Source organism: Shewanella cyperi (genome assembly GCF_017354985.1).
Classification (GTDB): Bacteria; Pseudomonadota; Gammaproteobacteria; order Enterobacterales; family Shewanellaceae; genus Shewanella; species Shewanella cyperi.
Window position 1 is genome coordinate 1806150 of sequence record NZ_CP071501.1, and the last position, 18264, is coordinate 1824413.

Genomic DNA, 18264 nt, shown 5'->3' on the forward strand with positions numbered 1-18264 from the left:
TTTTTTCGCGGCATTTGGCTACCCGGCATTCTCTGGCAGAGTGACCGGGCGGGGGGCATTTGAACTTTTACAGCAGAAAAGCGTGACATATGCAAAAGCAACACCTGTATTATGAGACCTTGCATTCCGGCTACGGTCAGTATTTCGAGGTTGATAAGGTACTGTTCGAGCAGAAAACCGAACAGTGGCACCTGACCATTTTTGAAAACAGTCGCTTTGGACGGGTGATGGCGCTCAATGGCGCCATCCAGACCACGGAAAAGGATGAATTTGTCTATCATGAAATGCTGACCCATGTGCCTTTGCTGGCCCACGGCAACGCCAAAAGCGTGTTGATCATTGGCGGCGGCGACGGCGGTATGTTGCGTGAGGTGGTTAAACACAGGCAACTTGAGCGCATTACCATGGTCGAAATCGATGCCTCTGTGGTGGACATGTGCAAGAGCTATTTCCCAGAGCACTCCCAGGGGGCCTATGACGACCCCAGGGTAGAGTTGGTGATAGACAATGCCATGACCTTTGTGGCCGATACAGACAAGAAGTTCGATGTGATCATATCCGATTGCACCGATCCGGTGGGGCCGGGAGAAGTCCTCTTCAGCTCCGCCTTTTATCAAGGTTGCAAGCGCTGCCTGAACGATAACGGTATTTTTGTGGCGCAAAACGGGGTTCCCTTTATGCAGCCCGACGAAATTGCCGATACCGTGCGGCGCATGAGCCCCTATTTGCAGGAGTGTTGGTTCTATATGGCCGCCGTGCCCACCTATGTGGGAGGCAGCATGGCGTTTGCCTGGGCCACCGACAATCTTGCAGCACGCAGAGTTGATTCTGCGACCCTTGAAGCGCGTTTTAATGCGGCTGGGATCAGCACTCGTTACTACACGCCGGCTGTACATCAGGCAAGCTTCGCCTTGCCAGCGTTTGTTGAACAGGCGATCCAGTCAGCCATGACTGTGACCGCTTAATATCATTTTTAAATAGACAGGCAAATATAAATGAACGATTGGTCTATTGATGATGCTCGTGCCGGGTACAACGTTGCCCACTGGAGCCAGGGGTTTTACGGGATCAGCGATCAGGGCGAGGTAACAGTATCGCCGGATCCTAAAAATCCTGAGTTTAAGATCGGTCTTAACGAGTTGGCCAAAGATATGGTCAAGGCCGGTGTAAACATGCCAGTGCTGGTGCGTTTCCCGCAGATCCTGCACCACAGGGTCGATAGCCTGTGTCAGGCCTTCAACCAGGCAATTCAGAAGTACGAGTATCAGGCCGATTACCTGCTGGTATACCCCATCAAGGTGAACCAGCAGCAGACCGTGGTGGAAGAAATTCTCGCCAGCCAGGTCAGCAAAGAAGCCCCACAACTGGGTCTGGAAGCCGGCAGTAAGCCCGAATTGATGGCCGTGTTGGCCATGGCCCAAAAAGCAAGCTCAGTAATTGTCTGTAACGGCTACAAAGACAATGAATACATCCGCCTGGCACTGATTGGTGAAAAGCTCGGCCACAAGGTGTACATAGTTTTGGAGAAAATGTCAGAACTGAAAATGGTTCTGACCGAATCCAAAAAGCTGGGTGTAACTCCACGCCTGGGTCTGCGTGCCCGTCTGGCATTCCAGGGGAAAGGCAAGTGGCAGGCCAGTGGTGGTGAAAAGTCCAAGTTTGGCCTGTCGGCAGCACAGATCCTAAGTGTTATCGAGCAGCTCAAGGCCGAGAACATGCTGGATTCGCTGCAGTTGCTGCATTTCCATCTGGGCTCGCAAATTGCCAACATCCGCGATATCCGTCAGGGCGTCGGTGAAGCAGCGCGTTTCTACTGCGAACTGCGTCAGCTGGGTGCCAAGGTTAACTGTTTCGACGTCGGCGGTGGTTTGGCCGTGGACTATGACGGTACCCGCAGCCAGTCAAATAACTCAATGAACTATGCCCTGGCCGAATACGCCAACAACATAGTCTCTGTGTTGACCGATACCTGTAACGAGTATGAGCAGCCGATGCCGCGGATCATATCTGAATCCGGCCGCTATCTGACTGCGCACCATGCCGTGTTGATCACCGATGTGATTGGCACCGAGACCTACAGTCCTGAGCTGATCATTGAACCTGCCGAAGATGCACCTCAACTGCTGCACAACATGTGGCAGAGTTGGACCGAAATCAGTGGCCGTTTGGATCAGCGTGCGCTTATCGAGATTTTCCACGACACCCAGTCGGATCTGGCCGAAGCCCACTCGCTGTTTGCCATGGGACAACTGAGCCTGGCCGACCGTGCCTGGGCCGAGCAGTGCAACCTGCGTGTTTGTCACGAGCTGCAGGGGCTGATGAGCACCAAGAACCGTTACCAGCGCCCTATCATTGATGAACTCAATGAGAAGCTGGCGGACAAGTTCTTCGTGAACTTCTCCCTGTTCCAGTCGCTGCCAGATGCCTGGGGTATAGATCAGGTGTTCCCCGTGCTGCCCCTGTCCGGTTTGGACAAGGTACCGGAGCGCCGCGCGGTCATGCTGGACATTACCTGCGACTCGGACGGTATTGTCGATCAATACGTGGACGGTCAGGGTATCGAAACCACGCTGCCGGTACCGACCTGGAGTGCAGAGAGCCCATATCTCATAGGTTTCTTCCTGGTGGGTGCCTATCAGGAGATCCTCGGCGACATGCACAACCTGTTTGGTGACACCAACTCCGCCGTGGTGCGCATCGACGAGCAAGGCCTGACCAATATTGAGTCAGTGCTGGCCGGTGATACCGTTGCCGATGTGCTGCGTTATGTGAACCTGGACGCCGTGTCTTTCATGCGCACCTATGAAGAGCTGGTCAATCAGCACATAGATGAGAGCGAAAGGGCGCTTATCCTCGAAGAGTTGCAAGTGGGCCTTAAGGGGTACACTTACTTGGAAGACTTTTAACAAGGCAAGGTGAACACAGTGCCGGAACACCAGGCGCCCCAGGCGCCGTTCCGGCCCTCTGGTAGAGAAAAATGTTTTTTGAAGGCTCAGAAAAAAAAATAGAAGTTATAGTCACACCCGGTTGTGGCTCTTTGCGCGAACTCGGTAAGGCGTTTTGGACCGAAATGGTTGCCAGCGCCAACGCTGAAATCCTGTCCTCCATCAGCAATGAAAAGTGTGATGCGTACCTGCTGAGTGAATCCAGTCTGTTTGTGTGGCATGACAGGTTCCTGATGCTGACCTGTGGTACCACCACCCTGGCCAATGCCGCACTGCGTTTTATTGAACAGATTGGCAGCGATAACATCGCCTTTGCCAGTTATCAGCGCAAAAACGAATACCTGTCCCATCTGCAATCGAGCGCTTTTGCCGATGATTTGGAACGTATTCGCACGCTGTTACCGGGCAACGCCTATCGTATAGGGCATCTGGACTCCCACCACCATTACATCTACACCAGCAGCAAACCTTTTCAGGCGGCCGCAGACGATGCCACGTCTGAGTTGTTGATGTATCACATTCGGGGGGAAGCCGCAGATTATCTGCGGGCGGAAAACCAGAGCGCGGCCGAAATCCGCCGTTTGCTGACGCTGGAAGCCATGCTGCCGGGCTTTGAATTCGATGACTTCCTGTTTGAGCCTTTTGGCTATTCAATCAATGGCGTATGTGGCGAACGCTACATGACCATACACATCACCCCCCAGGAAAACAGCTCTTACGTGAGCTTCGAAACCAATCTGCCGCTCGAAGGTGAACACAGTCAGCTGTTTGCCCGCCTTTTGGCGATACTCAATCCGGGCAGCTGGGATGTGATAGGTTTTAATTCCGGGTGTAACACCCAAGGTTTTCCCGAGCATCTGTGTCTGGGGAGCTGTGCTTTGCAAACCGAGCAAGGGTATAATATCGATTTCAGTCATTATCAGCAGCTGTGTCACGAAGTGCTGATCCCTGAACCCATGTAAATTCCGGCCCTGTGGCCATTTTGGAGACTGTATGACCACTATTGCAGAGAAACCCGATTATTCGCTGTATTCCAATGCGTTCGGGTATTTGCGTCAACCTTTGGATTTCAAGCCTTGCGACAGTGATGCCGATGTGGTCGTCATAGGTCTGCCGTTCGACATGGCCACCACAGGCCGCAGTGGCGGCCGCATGGGCCCCGATGCCATTCGCCGTGCCTCGGTCAACCTGGCATGGGAAGACACCCGTTGGCCATGGGACTTTTCTCTGGGTCAAACCATCAAGATGGTGGATGCCGGCGATCTGGTATTCAACTGTGGTGATGCGGCCGACTTTACCGAGCGCGTCGAAGCCTTTGCCACCAAGGTACTGGACAGCGGCAAGGCGCTGATGAGCTTCGGTGGCGATCACTTTGTGACCCTGCCGCTGCTGCGCGCTCACCACAAGAAATTTGGCACCATGGCGCTGCTGCACTTTGATGCCCACACCGACACTTACAGCCAGGGCAGCAAGTTTGACCACGGCACCATGTTCTTCCATGCGCCCAAAGAAGGCCTGGTGGATCCCGAGCGCTCCGTGCAGGTGGGGATCCGCACCGATTACACCAAGGAAGGCCATGGCTACCAGGTGATCGATGCCGCGACCGCCAATGACCTGACCGCCGAGCAAATCGTTGAGCAGATCAAGGCCCGCGTCGGTGATATGCCATTGTATGTGACCTTCGATATCGACTGTCTGGATCCTGCCTTTGCGCCCGGCACCGGTACACCCGTGTGTGGCGGCCTGACCAGCGACAAGGCGATGAAGATCATCCGCGGCCTGCGCGGTATGAACATAGTGGGTATGGATGTGGTGGAAGTGGCACCATCTTACGACCACGCCGATATCACGGCACTGGCCGGCGCTACCCTGGGCTATGAAATGCTGCACGTTTGGGCCGTGGCTAAGGGCTTGGTCAAGTAACGGCGGCTGTTGTTTAAGCCAATAAAAAGCCAACCATCAAGGTTGGCTTTTTTGTTGGCTTTTATAAGGTTACAATTCGGTACTCGCCCGTTTGGGGCCGGCCGCCAGTCGAGGAAGCAAACATGACAGATCTTAGCGATATTCGCCGCGAATATACCAAGGGCGGTTTACGCCGGGCGGAGTTGCCTGCCGAGCCCATGGCCCTGTTTGAAAAATGGATGGAGCAGGCCAAAGAGGCCGAGCTGTCCGATCCCACCGCCATGTGTGTGGCCACAGTGGACGAAAACGGCCAACCTTATCAGCGCATAGTGTTACTCAAAAGATTCGATGAGCGCGGTTTTGTCTTCTTTACCAACCTCGGCAGTCGCAAGGCCCAACAATTGGCACAAAACGCCCATGTCAGTTTGCTGTTTCCCTGGCATCCGCTTGAGCGTCAGGTGGCTGTTACCGGCATCGCCGAGCAGTTATCCAATGCCGAAGTGCTGAAGTACTTTGTCACCCGCCCCAAGGAAAGTCAGATCGCGGCGTGGGTGTCCAATCAGTCCAGCAAGCTGAGTGCCCGTCAGGTGCTGGAAGCCAAGTTCATGGAAATGAAACAAAAGTTTGCCAAGGGCGAGGTGCCTTTGCCCTCGTTCTGGGGCGGCTATCTGGTGAAACCCGACAGCATTGAATTCTGGCAGGGCGGCGAGCACAGGCTCCACGACAGATTCCTTTACAGCCGTCAGGGGCAGGGCTGGGAAATCAGCCGTCTGGCGCCCTGACATCCGCCTTGCAATGGCTCATATTCGCTGAGTTATATGACTGTCACGTTTTCGGCCTGGGGGCCTTTTTGTCCCGCAACCAGGCTGAAACTGACTTTCTGACCTTCTTTCAGTGTTTTGCGTCCATTACCATTAATGGCACGGAAATGCACAAACACGTCCGTGGCGTTTTCCATGCTGAGAAATCCAAAACCCTTTTCGTCGTTGAACCACTTAACTGTGCCAATAACCTGTTGATTTGACATAACAACCTCTAAGTTTGAGAAAATCGGTAGCAGTTTAGCCAGCTTATGTTGCAGCATCTTGACAGTCAGAGCGGCAATCCCAGCGGGCCAATAAGAAATACGGGCACAAATTTCCGGATCTGCTAAATTAAGTGTTTGGTTCCAAAAGTATTAATGAAGGATATGCTATGAAAGCTACACTCACGGCTCTGCTATTGGCTACGGGGACGTCTCTGGTGACCATGGCATCGGCACATGCTGGGCCCTGGCACAGTGTGCAGGATAAGTCGGTAATAAGTTTTGTATCTATAAAGAAAGGCGATGTGGCCGAGGTGCACGATTTCGGCGAATTTAAGGCGCAATTGGACGGCAAGGGGCACTTTGAGCTCGAAATAGCCCTGAGCTCGGTGCGTACCGGCGTTGAGCAGCGGGACGAGCGCATGAAAAGCATGCTGTTTGAGGTGGCGCAATTCCCAACCGTTTCGCTCAAGGCCAAGGTGGAAATGAGTGAGCTTGAGGACCTGGCAGTGGGGGCCGTGAAAATGCTGGCACTGGATGCTGAGTTGAGTATGCATGGCATGCAGGCCAATAAGAAAATCACCCTGGCACTGGCCAAATTGTCCGATTCCAGAATAATCGCCAGCAGTAGTGCACCCGTGATAGTCAATGGTGACGAATTTGGGTTCGCGGGCGGTATTGAAAAGCTGCGCCAGGTGGCCGGGCTTTCCGCTATTAGTCTCGCAGTTCCGGTTAACTTCGTGCTGACACTGGAAAAATAACCCGGGATTAGTGCAAACTGTTCCATACTCATTTACAGGTTGCCCATGACGGCAACCTGGTACCAAGGGCTGAGCAACGGGTTCCGACATGGTTACTGATAAAGATGGATATGTGCACCTCATTCAATATCTCACCGAGAATTTGGGGCTGTTTGAGACCCCTGAAGGCACGGGATTGGCCGACGAGACCGTGATGGAGCTGTTTGAGGAGCAATTGTCTGCTCAAATTATCATGGTCTGCGGACAGAACCCGGCATTGAATTTCGCCCAGCGCAATATGATTATTCGGGAGATCGATGCCATTGTGTACGATCTCGAAGAAATCCTCGCCAATGTCGGCGGTAAAAAGGCGACGCCGGAGCAGACGCTTTTTATTACCGAGTTTTCGGGCCTGATTAAAAATCTGTTTGATCAGGAAATCTCCAAGCTGTTACACGCCTGAAATAACAAACGCTTACACTTAGCTTAAGCCTGCCGCTTGCCCCCGTGATATTGATTCACTAGCGTCAAAGATAGGGGAATTCAACGGAGGGGACAGCTTTGTCTGCTGCTATTGCTCATTGCCGCATGCTGTGTAAACAACTGTGGCTGTCTTCGTCCAATGTCAGACCATGGCTGATTTATGGTTTGTTGCTGCTGTTTTGGTATTTGCTGACATTATTTCAGCACCACAGCTTCGAGATGGGCTGGGGCCTGGTCGCCCTGGTGATAAGCTTACCCTTTGTTCCCTTTGTGATGGTTTATTTGCTGCTGGAACTGCGCCGACATTGGTTGTTGCTTCGACGGGCAACGGGACGGAGCCGACACAGATATTTGCTGTACGGCGTGATTGAACTCATACTTATTGTGCTGTTTTTGATGCAGTTTGTATAAGGCACTCACCGAGGGAGAGGTCGGGCCATGTTCAGTATTCTTGAGGAAAATGCCAGTGAAGTGCTCACCGTTATTGTCAGTGACAGGGTCACGGGTGAGGATTTTGAGCAGGTGCTGTTGCCGGCAATAGACGCGAAACTGAAAGATCATGCCAGTATCGAGTTGCTGTTTGATATCGAAGATAGTTGCCAGGGCTTTAGCCTGACCTCGGTTTGGATGGACGCTTTATTGGCCCTGTTCCATGCCGGCGATGTGAGCCGGGTCGCTATCCTGGTGGATAGCCCGGGGCTTAAACTGTTGGCGCAGGCCCAGGCTTTGTTCATGCCCTGGCCCGTGGCCATCTATCCGCGCCACCGCAAGGGGGATGCCAGGAAATGGCTGGGTCTCACTGCCGCCTGAGAGGGGATACTACTCAGGTTGCGATTGTGGCAGCTTGCACCGCAGTTGCAGGCCTTGCTGGGTATCCGCAATTATGGTCCCGCCAACCACAGCAGTAAACCAGGCAGTCAGTGACTGCAGCGGATTGTCTTCATTTTCCCGGTCAGACAAGATTGAATTGTCCTTGAGTCCCACGAGCCTGGGGCAGGACAGTTGCAACTGCTGCTGATTGCACTCCAGCGTCCATTGGCTGGCTGATCTGTTTTTGGCGAACTCCGCCATTAGCTCAAACAGACAAAAACACAATAAGGTCAGATGCCAGGGATTGATATGTAACTTAAGATCATCGTTATAGCGGCATGTCAGTTGAATGCCCAATTGTTGCCAACGATTTGATTGTGATTGTTGCAACAAGGACAGCACCTCATCCAGCAGCACAGGTTTGGTGTCCTGTTGTACTCCCACTATCCGGTATATCAGCCGCAACTGGTCTCCCTGTGCCGTGACCCCTTGCTTGAGCAGGGCTGGATCATTAAAACTGTGCGACATGAGAGTGTCTTGTCTTTGCATCAGCTGACGGACAAGCGCCGTTAGCCAATGCTTGAGCATAGTGTCTTCCCAGCGGGCCAGTCGGTTTTGGCCGGCCTCGACTTGGTTTTGCCGCTGCAGTTGGTCTTTTTTCTGCTCCATGGCCTGAATTTCGCTGGACAGTGCTTTGATCTGCAACTCGCAGCCTTGCAATTTGGAGTGCAGCAGCTGCTGTTCCTGTTGCAGTTTGAGTTCCGCCCGCCGTCTGTGCTGGATGTCAAAAGCTATGGTACCGACAGCCTGTATGGCGCCTTCTTCGTCGGCAATGGCAAACTTGGTCATCTGAAAACGTTTTTCTCCGTGGAGGGTGGGCAAGGGCTCTTCCACTTGAATGGCTCCGCCCTGATTCAATACCCGCAGATCGTTATCCCGGTAAATATTGGCCAAATCCCGGGCAAACAGTTGCTGATCCGTGCTGCCAAGCAGTCGCGGCCGCTCAATACCCAGGGTTTCGCAATACTTGTCATTTACCAACAGGTAGCGTCCCTGGGTATCTTTGATATAGATAAGATTGGGCGTCGACTTCAGCAGTGCATTCAATTGATCCCGATAGCGCAGCAGCTCTTGCTGCGCTTCCTTTTGCACTTCGATTTGCTGCTCAAGTGCCAGGTTGCTGGCATCGAGGCTGGCCATGGTGATCTCCAATTGTCGGGTACGGCTGACAAAGGCCGATGCCAGGGTGCCTATTTCATCCTGAAAGCTTCTTGAGACAAGCTCCAGTGTGGCGGGCTGATTGTTTTTCAGGGCCTGAACCATGGCCACGAGTGGCCGGATCAGCAATTTGTGCTGGGCCCCGAAAAGTACCATCAGGGCCACAAGCTGAACCAGGATCAGCCACAGACCGGCCTGGCCAATCAGCAGCAAGGCTTCTTCACGCAGGGATGACTGGGGAGTGACTGTGACGACTTTCCAAAAGGTATCAGGCATTAAAAATACGGAATACTGGGCGGGTTCGTCGAGCATGGGGTCCCTTGCCATCGACAAGGTGCCCAGCAAAGTTGCACTGCGCGGCCATTGGCGGCCGCTGGCATTGAGCAGCGCCCGGAACAAGGCCTGCTGTTTTTTGGGGACCCCTTGCGGCAAATCGTCAAACCGAGCCGGACCGGCACCCGCTATTTCCTGCTCGATAAAGCGACTATCTGTATCCGCTATCAGCGACTTCAGCGGATTGAATTCCGCGGCCAGGCTATCCAATTCCTGTGGTTCTTGGGCGCTCAATTCCGGTCCCTTGGGAGCGGCTATCAAGCGGTTGACGGAGTCGAATACCATCAGATAGCCACCGAGTCCCTCTGTTTCCTGCAATAACCATTGCTCCAGTCCCCGAAGGCTGACGTCAACGGTGGCCGTACCCAGGAAAGCGTGTTGCTGCCACATGGGCACAGCTGCTGTGACCATGGCTTCCTTGCTGAATCTGTCTATGTAGGCCGGCGACCAGAGTACCTTACCTGCCGGGAAAAGCCTGAGGGGAGCAAACCAAATTTCCTGGTGATAATCCGCCTGTTGCTCACTGTTATAACCAGAGTTGGGCTGAAGTATGCCGAGCGCATCTCTTGCCCAAAACAGCTGGGGGCTGCCGGCCTCGTTGTTGTTTGTGCTATCGGGCCAGATCCCCCCCCCGGCAATCAAGCCTTGGTCGCCCGGAAAATTGAGCATGTGGGGCACGGTATTGGCCAGCAGGGCGTGGTTGGCGCTATTGATGCCGGCCATTTCGGCTGTGGCAATGGTGAGGGTATTAATCTGGGTGGTCAGCTGGGTTAACTTGGCCACCATTAATTGGCCATAGCTGAGATTCAGGTTTAACTCTTGTCTGCGCCTGTCATCCTTTTGAACCTGCAACACTATGCCTATGGTGGCGACCAACATCAGGGTTGCCACCAGGCTTTGCAAGAGCCCAAGCCGAAAGGGCAGACTGTGCCGCCAGCGGGGAAGGGGGGATGTGATCAGGCCGTTTTTGGGCATAGCAATGGGCTTTAGCGCTTATTCATTATAAATCAATCTGTTTCAGTTTATCTGGTTTACGGACACTTGCCACAATTTGTCATGATTTACGAAAGTCACAGGAGCAAAAAAAAGGGCGCAAACTGCGCCCTTTAGTCTTACGGGTTAAAGCTTTAACCCGACCAACAGCTGGTCCAACTGCTCGGCGGTGGCATGCAATTCGTCGCAGCCTGATACCGACTGGTTTGCCGATTGCTCCACATCGTGGGATTGATTGCGTATTTCCATCAGATTGGTGGCAATCTCATTGGCGACCGCAGATTGCTCCTCGGCGGAGGTGGCGATAAGCACGCTCATCTCGAACACCTTGGCACTGTGTTCGGAGATGCTCTTGAGATCTTCACCGGTTTTAATCACATGCTTTTTGCCTTCTTCGGCCTGCTCAACCGTGCGCGACATGACCTGGGTCAGGTTGCGGGAACCGGATTGCAGCGCCTCGATCATGGACTTAATTTCCACCGTTGCTGCCTGGGTACGACCGGCCAGAGTACGCACTTCGTCGGCGACCACGGCAAAGCCGCGGCCTTGCTCACCGGCGCGGGCGGCCTCGATGGCGGCGTTCAGTGCCAACAGGTTGGTCTGCTCTGAAATGGCGTTGATTGTGGTCACCACTTCATCAATCTTGCTGGCGTTTTCGTTAAGTACAGTCACCGCGGCTGAGGCATTGGCAATTTCATTGGACAGCTGGCCAATGGATTGCACCGTGGTGGCTATGTCGCGGGAGCCGGCATTGACCTGCTGATTGGCTTCCTGAGTTTCGGTGGAGGACTGCTCGGCATTGTGTGCCACTTCACGCACCGCGGCCGTCATTTCTTCCATGGCGGTGGCCAGGGAGTCCAGATGTTGCCTTTGGTGTGCGGCCAGAGATTGCCCCTGTTTGGCATTGGTTCGGAAACCCTCGACCACGTTTCTTATTTGGTCTGTTGCCTGGGCAATGCTTTTCACCAACTTGTGCTGCCGCTCGACCAGGGTGTCTATGCTGATGGCAAGAATACTGAACTCGTCCTTGACCTGGAAAAAGTTAAGCCTGCCGGTCAGATCGCCATCCGCAGCGCGTTTAAGGGCCATGACAGTGGTATAAAGGGCGCCACCAACAAAGGTGGAAATGTAATAGCTGAACATGATGATCACAAACAGCACAACGGCAATGGCACCAAACACAAAGGCCGCATCATCATTGGCGCTGACGGCCATTTTTTTCCGATCCAGTGTCACTATGGTCAATGTGTCGGCACCATTGAGGGCACTGATGGCTCTCAAGGTTTGGCCCTTGTCATCCACACCACCACCGCTGCGGGCCAAATTGGCCGCACGGCCATCGGCCTGATCCGCGCTCAGGGTCTGAGTGTTGCCATCCAATCCGGTCAGAAAGTCTTGCTTTTTGTCTTCCGGCAGATTGGCCAGTGCCGCTTCGGCCACCTGATTGATTCGATCGGCCATCATCCTGGCCTGCTGAATTTGAACCTGCTCCATGGTCCCGCTGAATTTACTGTCCAATGCCAGCGCCAACCCCACCAGCAGCACTATGGGGACAACGGCGAGAATGGCAAACTTGGTTTTTAACGTCATATGGATAAGGTATTTATCTATCCAACGGAATTTTACTTCTTTCATGGTGGCCCCTATGGCAGTCGCGGTTGTCTGAGACTTATCGGTTATTCGGTCCGTTTCTTTATGCCGCATTGCGCTTTAGTGTTTGAATGTACAATTATTGTGCTGATTATTTTTTTTAAACTGTCGCAGCGGTAGTGTACGGTTGACAGTTTACATTCGGCTAACATAGTCTGCCAATCCCGCTTACCATCGTCTGTGATTCAGCCTAAAAAAACACCAGTGTCTGCAAAAAATTAATTTGGCTTAACACACGATTTTTTCAGGCAAAAAGGCCGAATTTCCCCTAGTCAAAGCCGCATAGGTCACGTAGAATTTCCCTCTTTTGATTTGTTTTGGCTATTAAGCTTAGGGCACTAATGTCAAAAAGCCCTTCGGCGATGCCGGAAGGCGTGTTTGCAGTGGAAAATAAGATGCAGCAACTAACCGAGATAGTAGAGCAGGCGTTGGCCGCCATTGATGCGGCCGCCGATCTGAAAGCGCTGGATGATATCCGGGTGGACTTTTTGGGTAAAAAAGGCCGGATCACCGACATGATGAAGATGATGGCCACTCTCAGTGCCGAGGAAAAGCCCGCCTTTGGTCAGGCAGTGAACGACGCCAAACAAGCGGTGCAGCACAAGTTGGGTGAACGCATTGATGGCCTGCGCGCTGCTGAATTGGAAGCCAAGCTGGTATCCGAAAAGGTGGACGTGACCTTGCCAGGCCGCACCATGGACAATGGCGGTTTGCATCCTGTTACCCGCACCATAGAGCGCATCGAAGCCTTCTTCGGTGAGCTGGGCTTCACCGTGAAGCAAGGGCCCGAAATCGAGGATGATTTCCATAACTTCGATGCACTGAACATTTCCGAGCATCATCCGGCCCGTGCCGATCACGACACCTTTTATTTCAATCCCAAGCTGATGTTGCGTACGCAAACCTCAGGGGTGCAGATCCGCACTATGGAAACCGAGAAGCCGCCACTGCGGATCATCTCCCCCGGACGTGTGTATCGCAATGACTACGACATGACTCATACGCCCATGTTCCATCAGGTTGAAGGCCTGTTGGTGGACGAGCATGTCAATTTTGCCGAGCTAAAGGGCATACTGCACGACTTCCTGCGCAACTTCTTCGAGCAGGATCTGCAAGTGCGTTTCCGTCCTTCCTACTTCCCCTTCACCGAGCCTTCTGCCGAAGTGGACGTGATGGGCAAAAACGGCAAATGGCTGGAAGTGCTCGGCTGCGGCATGGTGCATCCCAACGTGCTGCGCAGTGTTGGCATCGATCCCGAAAAATACTCGGGTTTTGCCTTTGGTATGGGGGTCGAGCGCCTGACCATGCTGCGCTATGGCGTTAACGATTTGCGCGCATTCTTCGAGAATGACCTGCGTTTCCTCAAGCAATTCAAATAACGGAGCATGCTGTAAATGAAATTTAGTGAATCCTGGCTCCGCGAGTGGGTCAACCCGGCCATTGACCGTGATGCATTGGCCCATCAAATTACCATGGCCGGTCTGGAAGTGGACGGCATCGAAGCCGTTGCCGGTGACTTTTCCGGAGTGGTCGTGGGTGAAGTGGTCGAATGCGGCCAGCATCCCGATGCCGACAAACTGCGGGTGACCAAGGTGAATGTCGGTGGCGCCGAGCTTATTGATATAGTCTGTGGTGCACCAAACTGCCGTCAGGGCCTGAAAGTGGCCGTGGCCATGGTGGGCGCTGTGCTGCCGGGCGATTTTAAAATCAAGAAGGCCAAGCTCCGTGGCCAACCTTCTGAAGGCATGCTGTGTTCTTACAGCGAGCTTGGCATAGATATCGAGAGCGATGGCATCATTGAACTGCCGCTGGATGCACCGTTGGGCACAGATCTGCGCCAATACCTGAATCTGGATGACGCTGTTATCGAAGTGGATTTAACCGCCAACCGCGCCGACTGCCTTGGCATGGTGGGTCTGGCCCGCGAAGTGGGCGTACTGAACCGTGTCAACGTCGTTGAGCCCAGCTGGCAGCCGGCAGAAACCGGTTGTCAGGATGCCATGGACATCAAGCTGTCTGCACCTGAGTCCTGCCCTCGTTATCTGGGGCGTGTTGTGCGCAATGTGAATGTCAACGCCAAGACCCCTGACTGGATGGTAGAGAAACTGCGTCGCAGCGGTATCCGTTCTATCGATCCCATAGTGGATATCACCAACTTTGTGCTGGTGGAATTCGGTCAGCCGATGCATGCCTTTGATTTGAGCAAAATTGATGGTCACATCGATGTGCGCCTGGGCAATGGCGAAGAGAAGCTGACCCTGCTTGATGGCACCGAAATTACCGTTCCGACCGATACCCTGGTTATTGCCGATAACATCAAGCCGCTGGCGCTGGCCGGTGTCTTCGGTGGTCTGGATTCGGGCGTCAGCGATACCACAACGGATATATTGCTGGAATGTGCCTTCTTCGCGCCGCTTGCCATCATGGGCAAGGCCCGTCGTTTGGGACTGCATACCGACTCGTCCCACCGATTTGAGCGTGGCGTGGATCCCGAACTGCAACACAAGGTCATGGACCGGGCGACTCGCCTGGTGCTGGATATCTGTGGTGGTGAGGCCGGTCCCGTGGTTGAGGCCAAGTCAGAGGCTCATCTGCCCAAGCCTTGTCGTATTACCCTGCGTCGCAGCAAGCTCGACCGTATCCTGGGCCATCAGATCCCCGATGCCGATGTCAGCGAAATCCTGACCCGTCTGGGCTTCAGCGTGGTGGCAGGCGAGGGCGAATGGCAGGTAACTACCGCCAGTTATCGTTTTGACATGGCCATCGAAGAGGACCTGATTGAGGAAGTTGCCCGTATCTACGGTTACAACAATATCCCCAACAAGGCTCCGGTTGCGGCATTGCGTATGTCCGATCATCAGGAAGCCGCCATCAGCCTGAGCAAGGTTCGCTCAATGTTGGTCGCCCGAGGTTTCCAGGAAGCCATTACCTACAGCTTTGTCGATCCCAAGCTGCAGGAACTGGTGCATCCGGGGGAGCCGGCCATGGTGTTGCCTAACCCCATTTCCAGTGAAATGTCGGCCATGCGCCTGTCCATGTTCACCGGATTGTTGACTGCTGTTGGCCACAATCAGGCCCGTCAACAGGCTCGAGTGCGTCTTTTTGAAACTGGTTTGCGCTTTGTCCCTGATGCACAAGCAGAATCCGGCGTAAGGCAGCAAGCCATGCTGGGCGCGGTGATCGCGGGTCCAAGAAGCGATGAACATTGGTCGATGGAGTCGAAAACCGTTGATTTCTTCGATCTTAAAGGTGATTTGGAAGCCATTATCGGCTTGACAGTTTCCGTATCAGAATTTAGCTTTAAAGAAGCACGTCATCCGGGGCTGCATCCAGGCCAATGTGCTGAAATATTGAGAAATGATCGAGTCATAGGTTACATAGGTGCGATTCATCCTGCCCTTGAGAAGCCTTTTGGACTCAATGGTAAAACGATAGTGTTTGAGCTGGAATTGGATGCCCTGTTGCATGCCAATTTGCCACAAGCCCAGGCTATTTCTAAGTTCCCGGCAAACCGCCGAGACATCGCTGTAGTGGTCGATGAAACCGTCCCAGCAGCCGATGTGATGAATTTAATAAGAAAAGTTGGCGAAAATCAGTTGGTTGGCTTAAACTTGTTCGATGTATACCAGGGTAAAGGTGTTGAACCCGGCAAAAAGAGCCTGGCAATCGCACTGACGTTACAAGACAACACTCGCACACTTGAAGATAAAGAGATTGCAGAGGCGGTAGAAACTGTAGTTTCAGCACTCAAGTCCGAGTTCAACGCATCGTTGAGGGATTAAAGTATGGCACTTACCAAGGCCGAAATGGCAGAGCATCTTTTTGAAACGCTTGGTATCAACAAGCGTGTTGCCAAAGAGATGGTTGAAGCGTTCTTCGAGGAAATCCGTGGCGCGCTGGAAAGTGGTGAGCAGGTCAAATTATCCGGTTTTGGCAATTTTGACCTCAGGGACAAAAACCAAAGACCCGGTCGGAATCCAAAAACCGGTGAAGACATTCCAATTTCTGCCCGTCGCGTGGTGACTTTCCGCCCGGGACAGAAACTGAAGAGCCGCGTTGAAACGGCAAATTCAGACAAATAACACGGGTTTGAGTCCGAGGCAAAGCCACTCTAGGGGAGTGGCTTTGCTTTTTCTATGACTGTCAGCGCTGAGGTGAAATTGAGCAGACAGACCAAATACTTCGATCGCCGCTTTTATTGGGGATTGGTGCACCCAAGATTATGGGGCACCTGGCTGGCCATTGGCTTGCTGTTAATGTTCGGCTTGCTGCCGGCTTGGGTTCGGGATCCGCTGGCCAAACTGCTGGCCAAAGGCGTTTTTCGTATAGCGAAGAAACCGTTAAAGGTTGCCAGAGCCAATCTTAAGGCCTGTTTTCCAGAGATGCCGGAGCCGCAGCTTAACCAGCTGCTGCGGGATAACGTCGACAATTTTGTGATGATTTTGCTGGGGCAGGCCGAGCTGCTGATCAGAAGCAAAAGTTCCCTGCGAAAAAGAGTGCAGGTGACGGGGTTCGAGCATGTACAGGCTGCCAGGGGGGCCAATCAGCCCATCATATTTATCATGCCGCACGTGTGGGGTATAGATTACGCCGGACTGCGTCTTAATCTTGATTTACCCATGGTGACTATGGCCAAGGCCCACAGAAATGAGCTGTTCAATTGGTTTAACAACCGGGTGCGCAGTCGCATGGGTGGCCACGTGTATATGCGGGAGGCGGGGATCCGCGCCTTGTTGGCAGAATTGAAAAAGGGCAACAGCTTTTTCTACCTGCCGGATGAAGATCTGGGACCGGATCAGAGTGTGTTCACACCCTTTCTGGGCACCACCAAGGCAACCCTGCCAGTGGTCGGGCGCTTGGCTGCCGCCGGCAATGCCCAGGTGTTGCCGGTGAAAATTGGTTATGACAGCCAAAATCACAGATTTGAGCTGGGCATATTGCCGGCCATTGCCGCTGCAGATATGCAGGGCAAGGAAAACGAAGCTTTGGCCCTGAATAAGGCGGTAGAGCAGGTGATTCTGGCCTATCCTGAACAATATATGTGGTTTTTAAAGTTACTGCGGACCCGCCCGGAGGGCGAGCCCAGTATCTATAGCTGAAATTGCATAGTAAATCGTGCCTGGAATTCGCCAGGCGCGACTTGGGCGCATATACTCTATAAAAGGCTGTCCGAATAGGGTGCGCCATGCAGAAAGCTCCTTATCCCATCGATGAGGCCAAGCGATTGGCCGCGCTCAGGCGTTTGCATCTACTCGATACCCCCCCCGAAGAAAGATTTGACCGCTTGACCCGCCTGACCTGTCGGCTGCTGGACGTCCCTGTGTGTCTGGTGAGTCTGGTGGATGAGCAAAGGCAGTGGTTTAAGTCCTGCGTGGGCCTCTCCTTCAGCGAGACTCCGCGGGATGTTTCCTTCTGTGGCCATGCCATTTTGGGAGACTCGCTGTTTATCGTTGAGGATGCCGCTGACGATCCGCGCTTTGCCGATAGTCCCCTGGTCATGGGAGAGCCGCGGGTGAGGTTTTATGCCGGCTGCCCCCTGACACTGGCCAATGGCTACAGGGTGGGGACCCTGTGTGTCATGGATTTTCTCCCGAGGCAACTGGATGCCGAGAAATGTAAAGATCTGGAGGACATGGCGCATCTGGCGGTATCCGAGCTTGAGGCCATTCAGGTGGCCACCATAGACCCTCTTACCGGGCTCTGTAACAGGCGCGGATTTCACCGCTTGGCCCGTCAGGCCATAGCCAAATGTGGTCGCCTGCGTCAGGACGCCAGTCTGTTGTATTTTGATCTCGACCACTTCAAAGAAATTAATGACAGATTTGGCCATCATGAGGGCGATCAGGCGCTGCAGGCCTTTGCGCTGATCATTAACAAGGTATTGCGGGAGTATGATGTCATCGCCCGTTTGGGGGGCGATGAATTTGCGGCCCTGGTGAGCCACGGACACCAACAGTCGGCGGCCTTTGGCATTCAAGCCAGGCTGAAACAGGCGATGGCGGAGCATAATATGGCCGAGGCCCGCGGCTACCATTTATCCTGCAGCCTGGGGATCGCCAACTTCCAGTTCCGGGAACCCAAGACGGTGGAGGATCTGCTGCGGGAAGCCGATGCCCACATGTACCGGGAGAAGCAGGCCAGAGGCCTGCAATTCCAGGAGGGCTAA

The 18264-nt window shown here is 53.6% G+C and carries 17 protein-coding genes; 14 read left to right on the forward strand and 3 right to left on the reverse strand.

Annotation, left to right across the window (positions count from 1 at the left end; all coding sequences use genetic code 11):
- Nucleotides 1-89 precede the first annotated feature (89 nt).
- From speE to pdxH, 5 genes are all read left to right on the forward strand, one after another.
- Complete coding sequence (gene speE, locus JYB84_RS07750) at nucleotides 90-965, forward strand: polyamine aminopropyltransferase (protein ID WP_207322828.1); 876 nt, start codon at nucleotides 90-92, stop codon at nucleotides 963-965.
- Between the two features lie 30 nt (nucleotides 966-995).
- Nucleotides 996-2906, forward strand: coding sequence for a biosynthetic arginine decarboxylase (speA, locus tag JYB84_RS07755; protein WP_207322829.1), 1911 nt, complete (start codon nucleotides 996-998; stop codon nucleotides 2904-2906).
- Between the two features lie 71 nt (nucleotides 2907-2977).
- Nucleotides 2978-3907: an adenosylmethionine decarboxylase gene (locus tag JYB84_RS07760; protein WP_207322830.1), complete on the forward strand. Its 930-nt coding sequence runs from the start codon at nucleotides 2978-2980 to the stop codon at nucleotides 3905-3907.
- A gap of 31 nt (nucleotides 3908-3938) precedes the next feature.
- Nucleotides 3939-4868 (forward strand): agmatinase, encoded by a 930-nt coding sequence (gene speB / locus JYB84_RS07765; RefSeq protein WP_207322831.1) that lies wholly within the window; start codon nucleotides 3939-3941, stop codon nucleotides 4866-4868.
- Nucleotides 4869-4990: 122 nt separating this feature from the next.
- Nucleotides 4991-5629, forward strand: coding sequence for a pyridoxamine 5'-phosphate oxidase (gene pdxH / locus JYB84_RS07770; protein WP_207322832.1), 639 nt, complete (start codon nucleotides 4991-4993; stop codon nucleotides 5627-5629).
- A 32-nt stretch (nucleotides 5630-5661) separates the two neighbouring features.
- On the opposite strand, the gene JYB84_RS07775 is transcribed toward pdxH, so the two are convergent.
- On the reverse strand, nucleotides 5662-5874 hold the full coding sequence (locus tag JYB84_RS07775) for a cold-shock protein (protein ID WP_207322833.1): 213 nt from the start codon (nucleotides 5872-5874) through the stop codon (nucleotides 5662-5664).
- 167 nt (nucleotides 5875-6041) lie between these two features.
- Here JYB84_RS07775 and JYB84_RS07780 point away from each other — a divergent pair, with 167 nt between their 5' ends.
- The 4 genes from JYB84_RS07780 (at nucleotide 6042) to JYB84_RS07795 (ending at nucleotide 7904) form a co-directional block, all read left to right on the forward strand.
- Nucleotides 6042-6632 (forward strand): YceI family protein, encoded by a 591-nt coding sequence (locus tag JYB84_RS07780; RefSeq protein ID WP_207322834.1) that lies wholly within the window; start codon nucleotides 6042-6044, stop codon nucleotides 6630-6632.
- Between the two features lie 88 nt (nucleotides 6633-6720).
- Nucleotides 6721-7074 (forward strand): DUF3802 family protein, encoded by a 354-nt coding sequence (locus tag JYB84_RS07785; protein ID WP_207322835.1) that lies wholly within the window; start codon nucleotides 6721-6723, stop codon nucleotides 7072-7074.
- A gap of 98 nt (nucleotides 7075-7172) precedes the next feature.
- On the forward strand, nucleotides 7173-7505 hold the full coding sequence (locus JYB84_RS07790; RefSeq protein WP_207322836.1) for a hypothetical protein: 333 nt from the start codon (nucleotides 7173-7175) through the stop codon (nucleotides 7503-7505).
- Between the two features lie 27 nt (nucleotides 7506-7532).
- The gene (locus JYB84_RS07795) at nucleotides 7533-7904 is read left to right on the forward strand and encodes a SpoIIAA family protein (protein WP_207322837.1); all 372 of its coding nucleotides are present in this window, start codon (nucleotides 7533-7535) and stop codon (nucleotides 7902-7904) included.
- Nucleotides 7905-7913: 9 nt separating this feature from the next.
- On the opposite strand, the gene JYB84_RS07800 is transcribed toward JYB84_RS07795, so the two are convergent.
- Together JYB84_RS07800 and JYB84_RS07805 are read right to left on the reverse strand one after the other, a co-directional pair.
- Entirely contained in the window at nucleotides 7914-10346 is a 2433-nt protein-coding gene (locus tag JYB84_RS07800; protein WP_207322838.1) for a PAS domain-containing protein, read from the reverse strand.
- 228 nt (nucleotides 10347-10574) lie between these two features.
- On the reverse strand, nucleotides 10575-12083 hold the full coding sequence (locus JYB84_RS07805) for a methyl-accepting chemotaxis protein (RefSeq protein WP_207322839.1): 1509 nt from the start codon (nucleotides 12081-12083) through the stop codon (nucleotides 10575-10577).
- Between the two features lie 410 nt (nucleotides 12084-12493).
- Between JYB84_RS07805 and pheS the strand changes: the two genes are divergently transcribed.
- The 5 genes from pheS (at nucleotide 12494) to JYB84_RS07830 (ending at nucleotide 18264) form a co-directional block, all read left to right on the forward strand.
- Entirely contained in the window at nucleotides 12494-13477 is a 984-nt protein-coding gene (pheS, locus tag JYB84_RS07810; RefSeq protein ID WP_207322840.1) for a phenylalanine--tRNA ligase subunit alpha, read from the forward strand.
- A 15-nt stretch (nucleotides 13478-13492) separates the two neighbouring features.
- Complete coding sequence (pheT, locus tag JYB84_RS07815) at nucleotides 13493-15880, forward strand: phenylalanine--tRNA ligase subunit beta (RefSeq protein ID WP_207322841.1); 2388 nt, start codon at nucleotides 13493-13495, stop codon at nucleotides 15878-15880.
- A 3-nt stretch (nucleotides 15881-15883) separates the two neighbouring features.
- Nucleotides 15884-16180, forward strand: a complete 297-nt coding sequence (gene ihfA, locus JYB84_RS07820; RefSeq protein ID WP_207322842.1) for an integration host factor subunit alpha — start codon at nucleotides 15884-15886, stop codon at nucleotides 16178-16180.
- Nucleotides 16181-16258: 78 nt separating this feature from the next.
- Complete coding sequence (gene lpxM / locus JYB84_RS07825) at nucleotides 16259-17197, forward strand: lauroyl-Kdo(2)-lipid IV(A) myristoyltransferase (RefSeq protein ID WP_207322843.1); 939 nt, start codon at nucleotides 16259-16261, stop codon at nucleotides 17195-17197.
- A gap of 86 nt (nucleotides 17198-17283) precedes the next feature.
- The gene (locus tag JYB84_RS07830; protein ID WP_207322844.1) at nucleotides 17284-18264 is read left to right on the forward strand and encodes a sensor domain-containing diguanylate cyclase; all 981 of its coding nucleotides are present in this window, start codon (nucleotides 17284-17286) and stop codon (nucleotides 18262-18264) included.

Coding starts and splice junctions, on each gene's coding strand:
- speE (WP_207322828.1), top strand. CDS start 90: ATGCAAAAGCAACACCTGTATTATGAGACCTTGCATTCCGGCTACGGT.
- speA (WP_207322829.1), top strand. CDS start 996: ATGAACGATTGGTCTATTGATGATGCTCGTGCCGGGTACAACGTTGCC.
- JYB84_RS07760 (WP_207322830.1), top strand. CDS start 2,978: ATGTTTTTTGAAGGCTCAGAAAAAAAAATAGAAGTTATAGTCACACCC.
- speB (WP_207322831.1), top strand. CDS start 3,939: ATGACCACTATTGCAGAGAAACCCGATTATTCGCTGTATTCCAATGCG.
- pdxH (WP_207322832.1), top strand. CDS start 4,991: ATGACAGATCTTAGCGATATTCGCCGCGAATATACCAAGGGCGGTTTA.
- JYB84_RS07775 (WP_207322833.1), bottom strand. CDS start 5,874: ATGTCAAATCAACAGGTTATTGGCACAGTTAAGTGGTTCAACGACGAA.
- JYB84_RS07780 (WP_207322834.1), top strand. CDS start 6,042: ATGAAAGCTACACTCACGGCTCTGCTATTGGCTACGGGGACGTCTCTG.
- JYB84_RS07785 (WP_207322835.1), top strand. CDS start 6,721: ATGGTTACTGATAAAGATGGATATGTGCACCTCATTCAATATCTCACC.
- JYB84_RS07795 (WP_207322837.1), top strand. CDS start 7,533: ATGTTCAGTATTCTTGAGGAAAATGCCAGTGAAGTGCTCACCGTTATT.
- JYB84_RS07805 (WP_207322839.1), bottom strand. CDS start 12,083: ATGAAAGAAGTAAAATTCCGTTGGATAGATAAATACCTTATCCATATG.
- pheS (WP_207322840.1), top strand. CDS start 12,494: ATGCAGCAACTAACCGAGATAGTAGAGCAGGCGTTGGCCGCCATTGAT.
- pheT (WP_207322841.1), top strand. CDS start 13,493: ATGAAATTTAGTGAATCCTGGCTCCGCGAGTGGGTCAACCCGGCCATT.
- ihfA (WP_207322842.1), top strand. CDS start 15,884: ATGGCACTTACCAAGGCCGAAATGGCAGAGCATCTTTTTGAAACGCTT.
- JYB84_RS07830 (WP_207322844.1), top strand. CDS start 17,284: ATGCAGAAAGCTCCTTATCCCATCGATGAGGCCAAGCGATTGGCCGCG.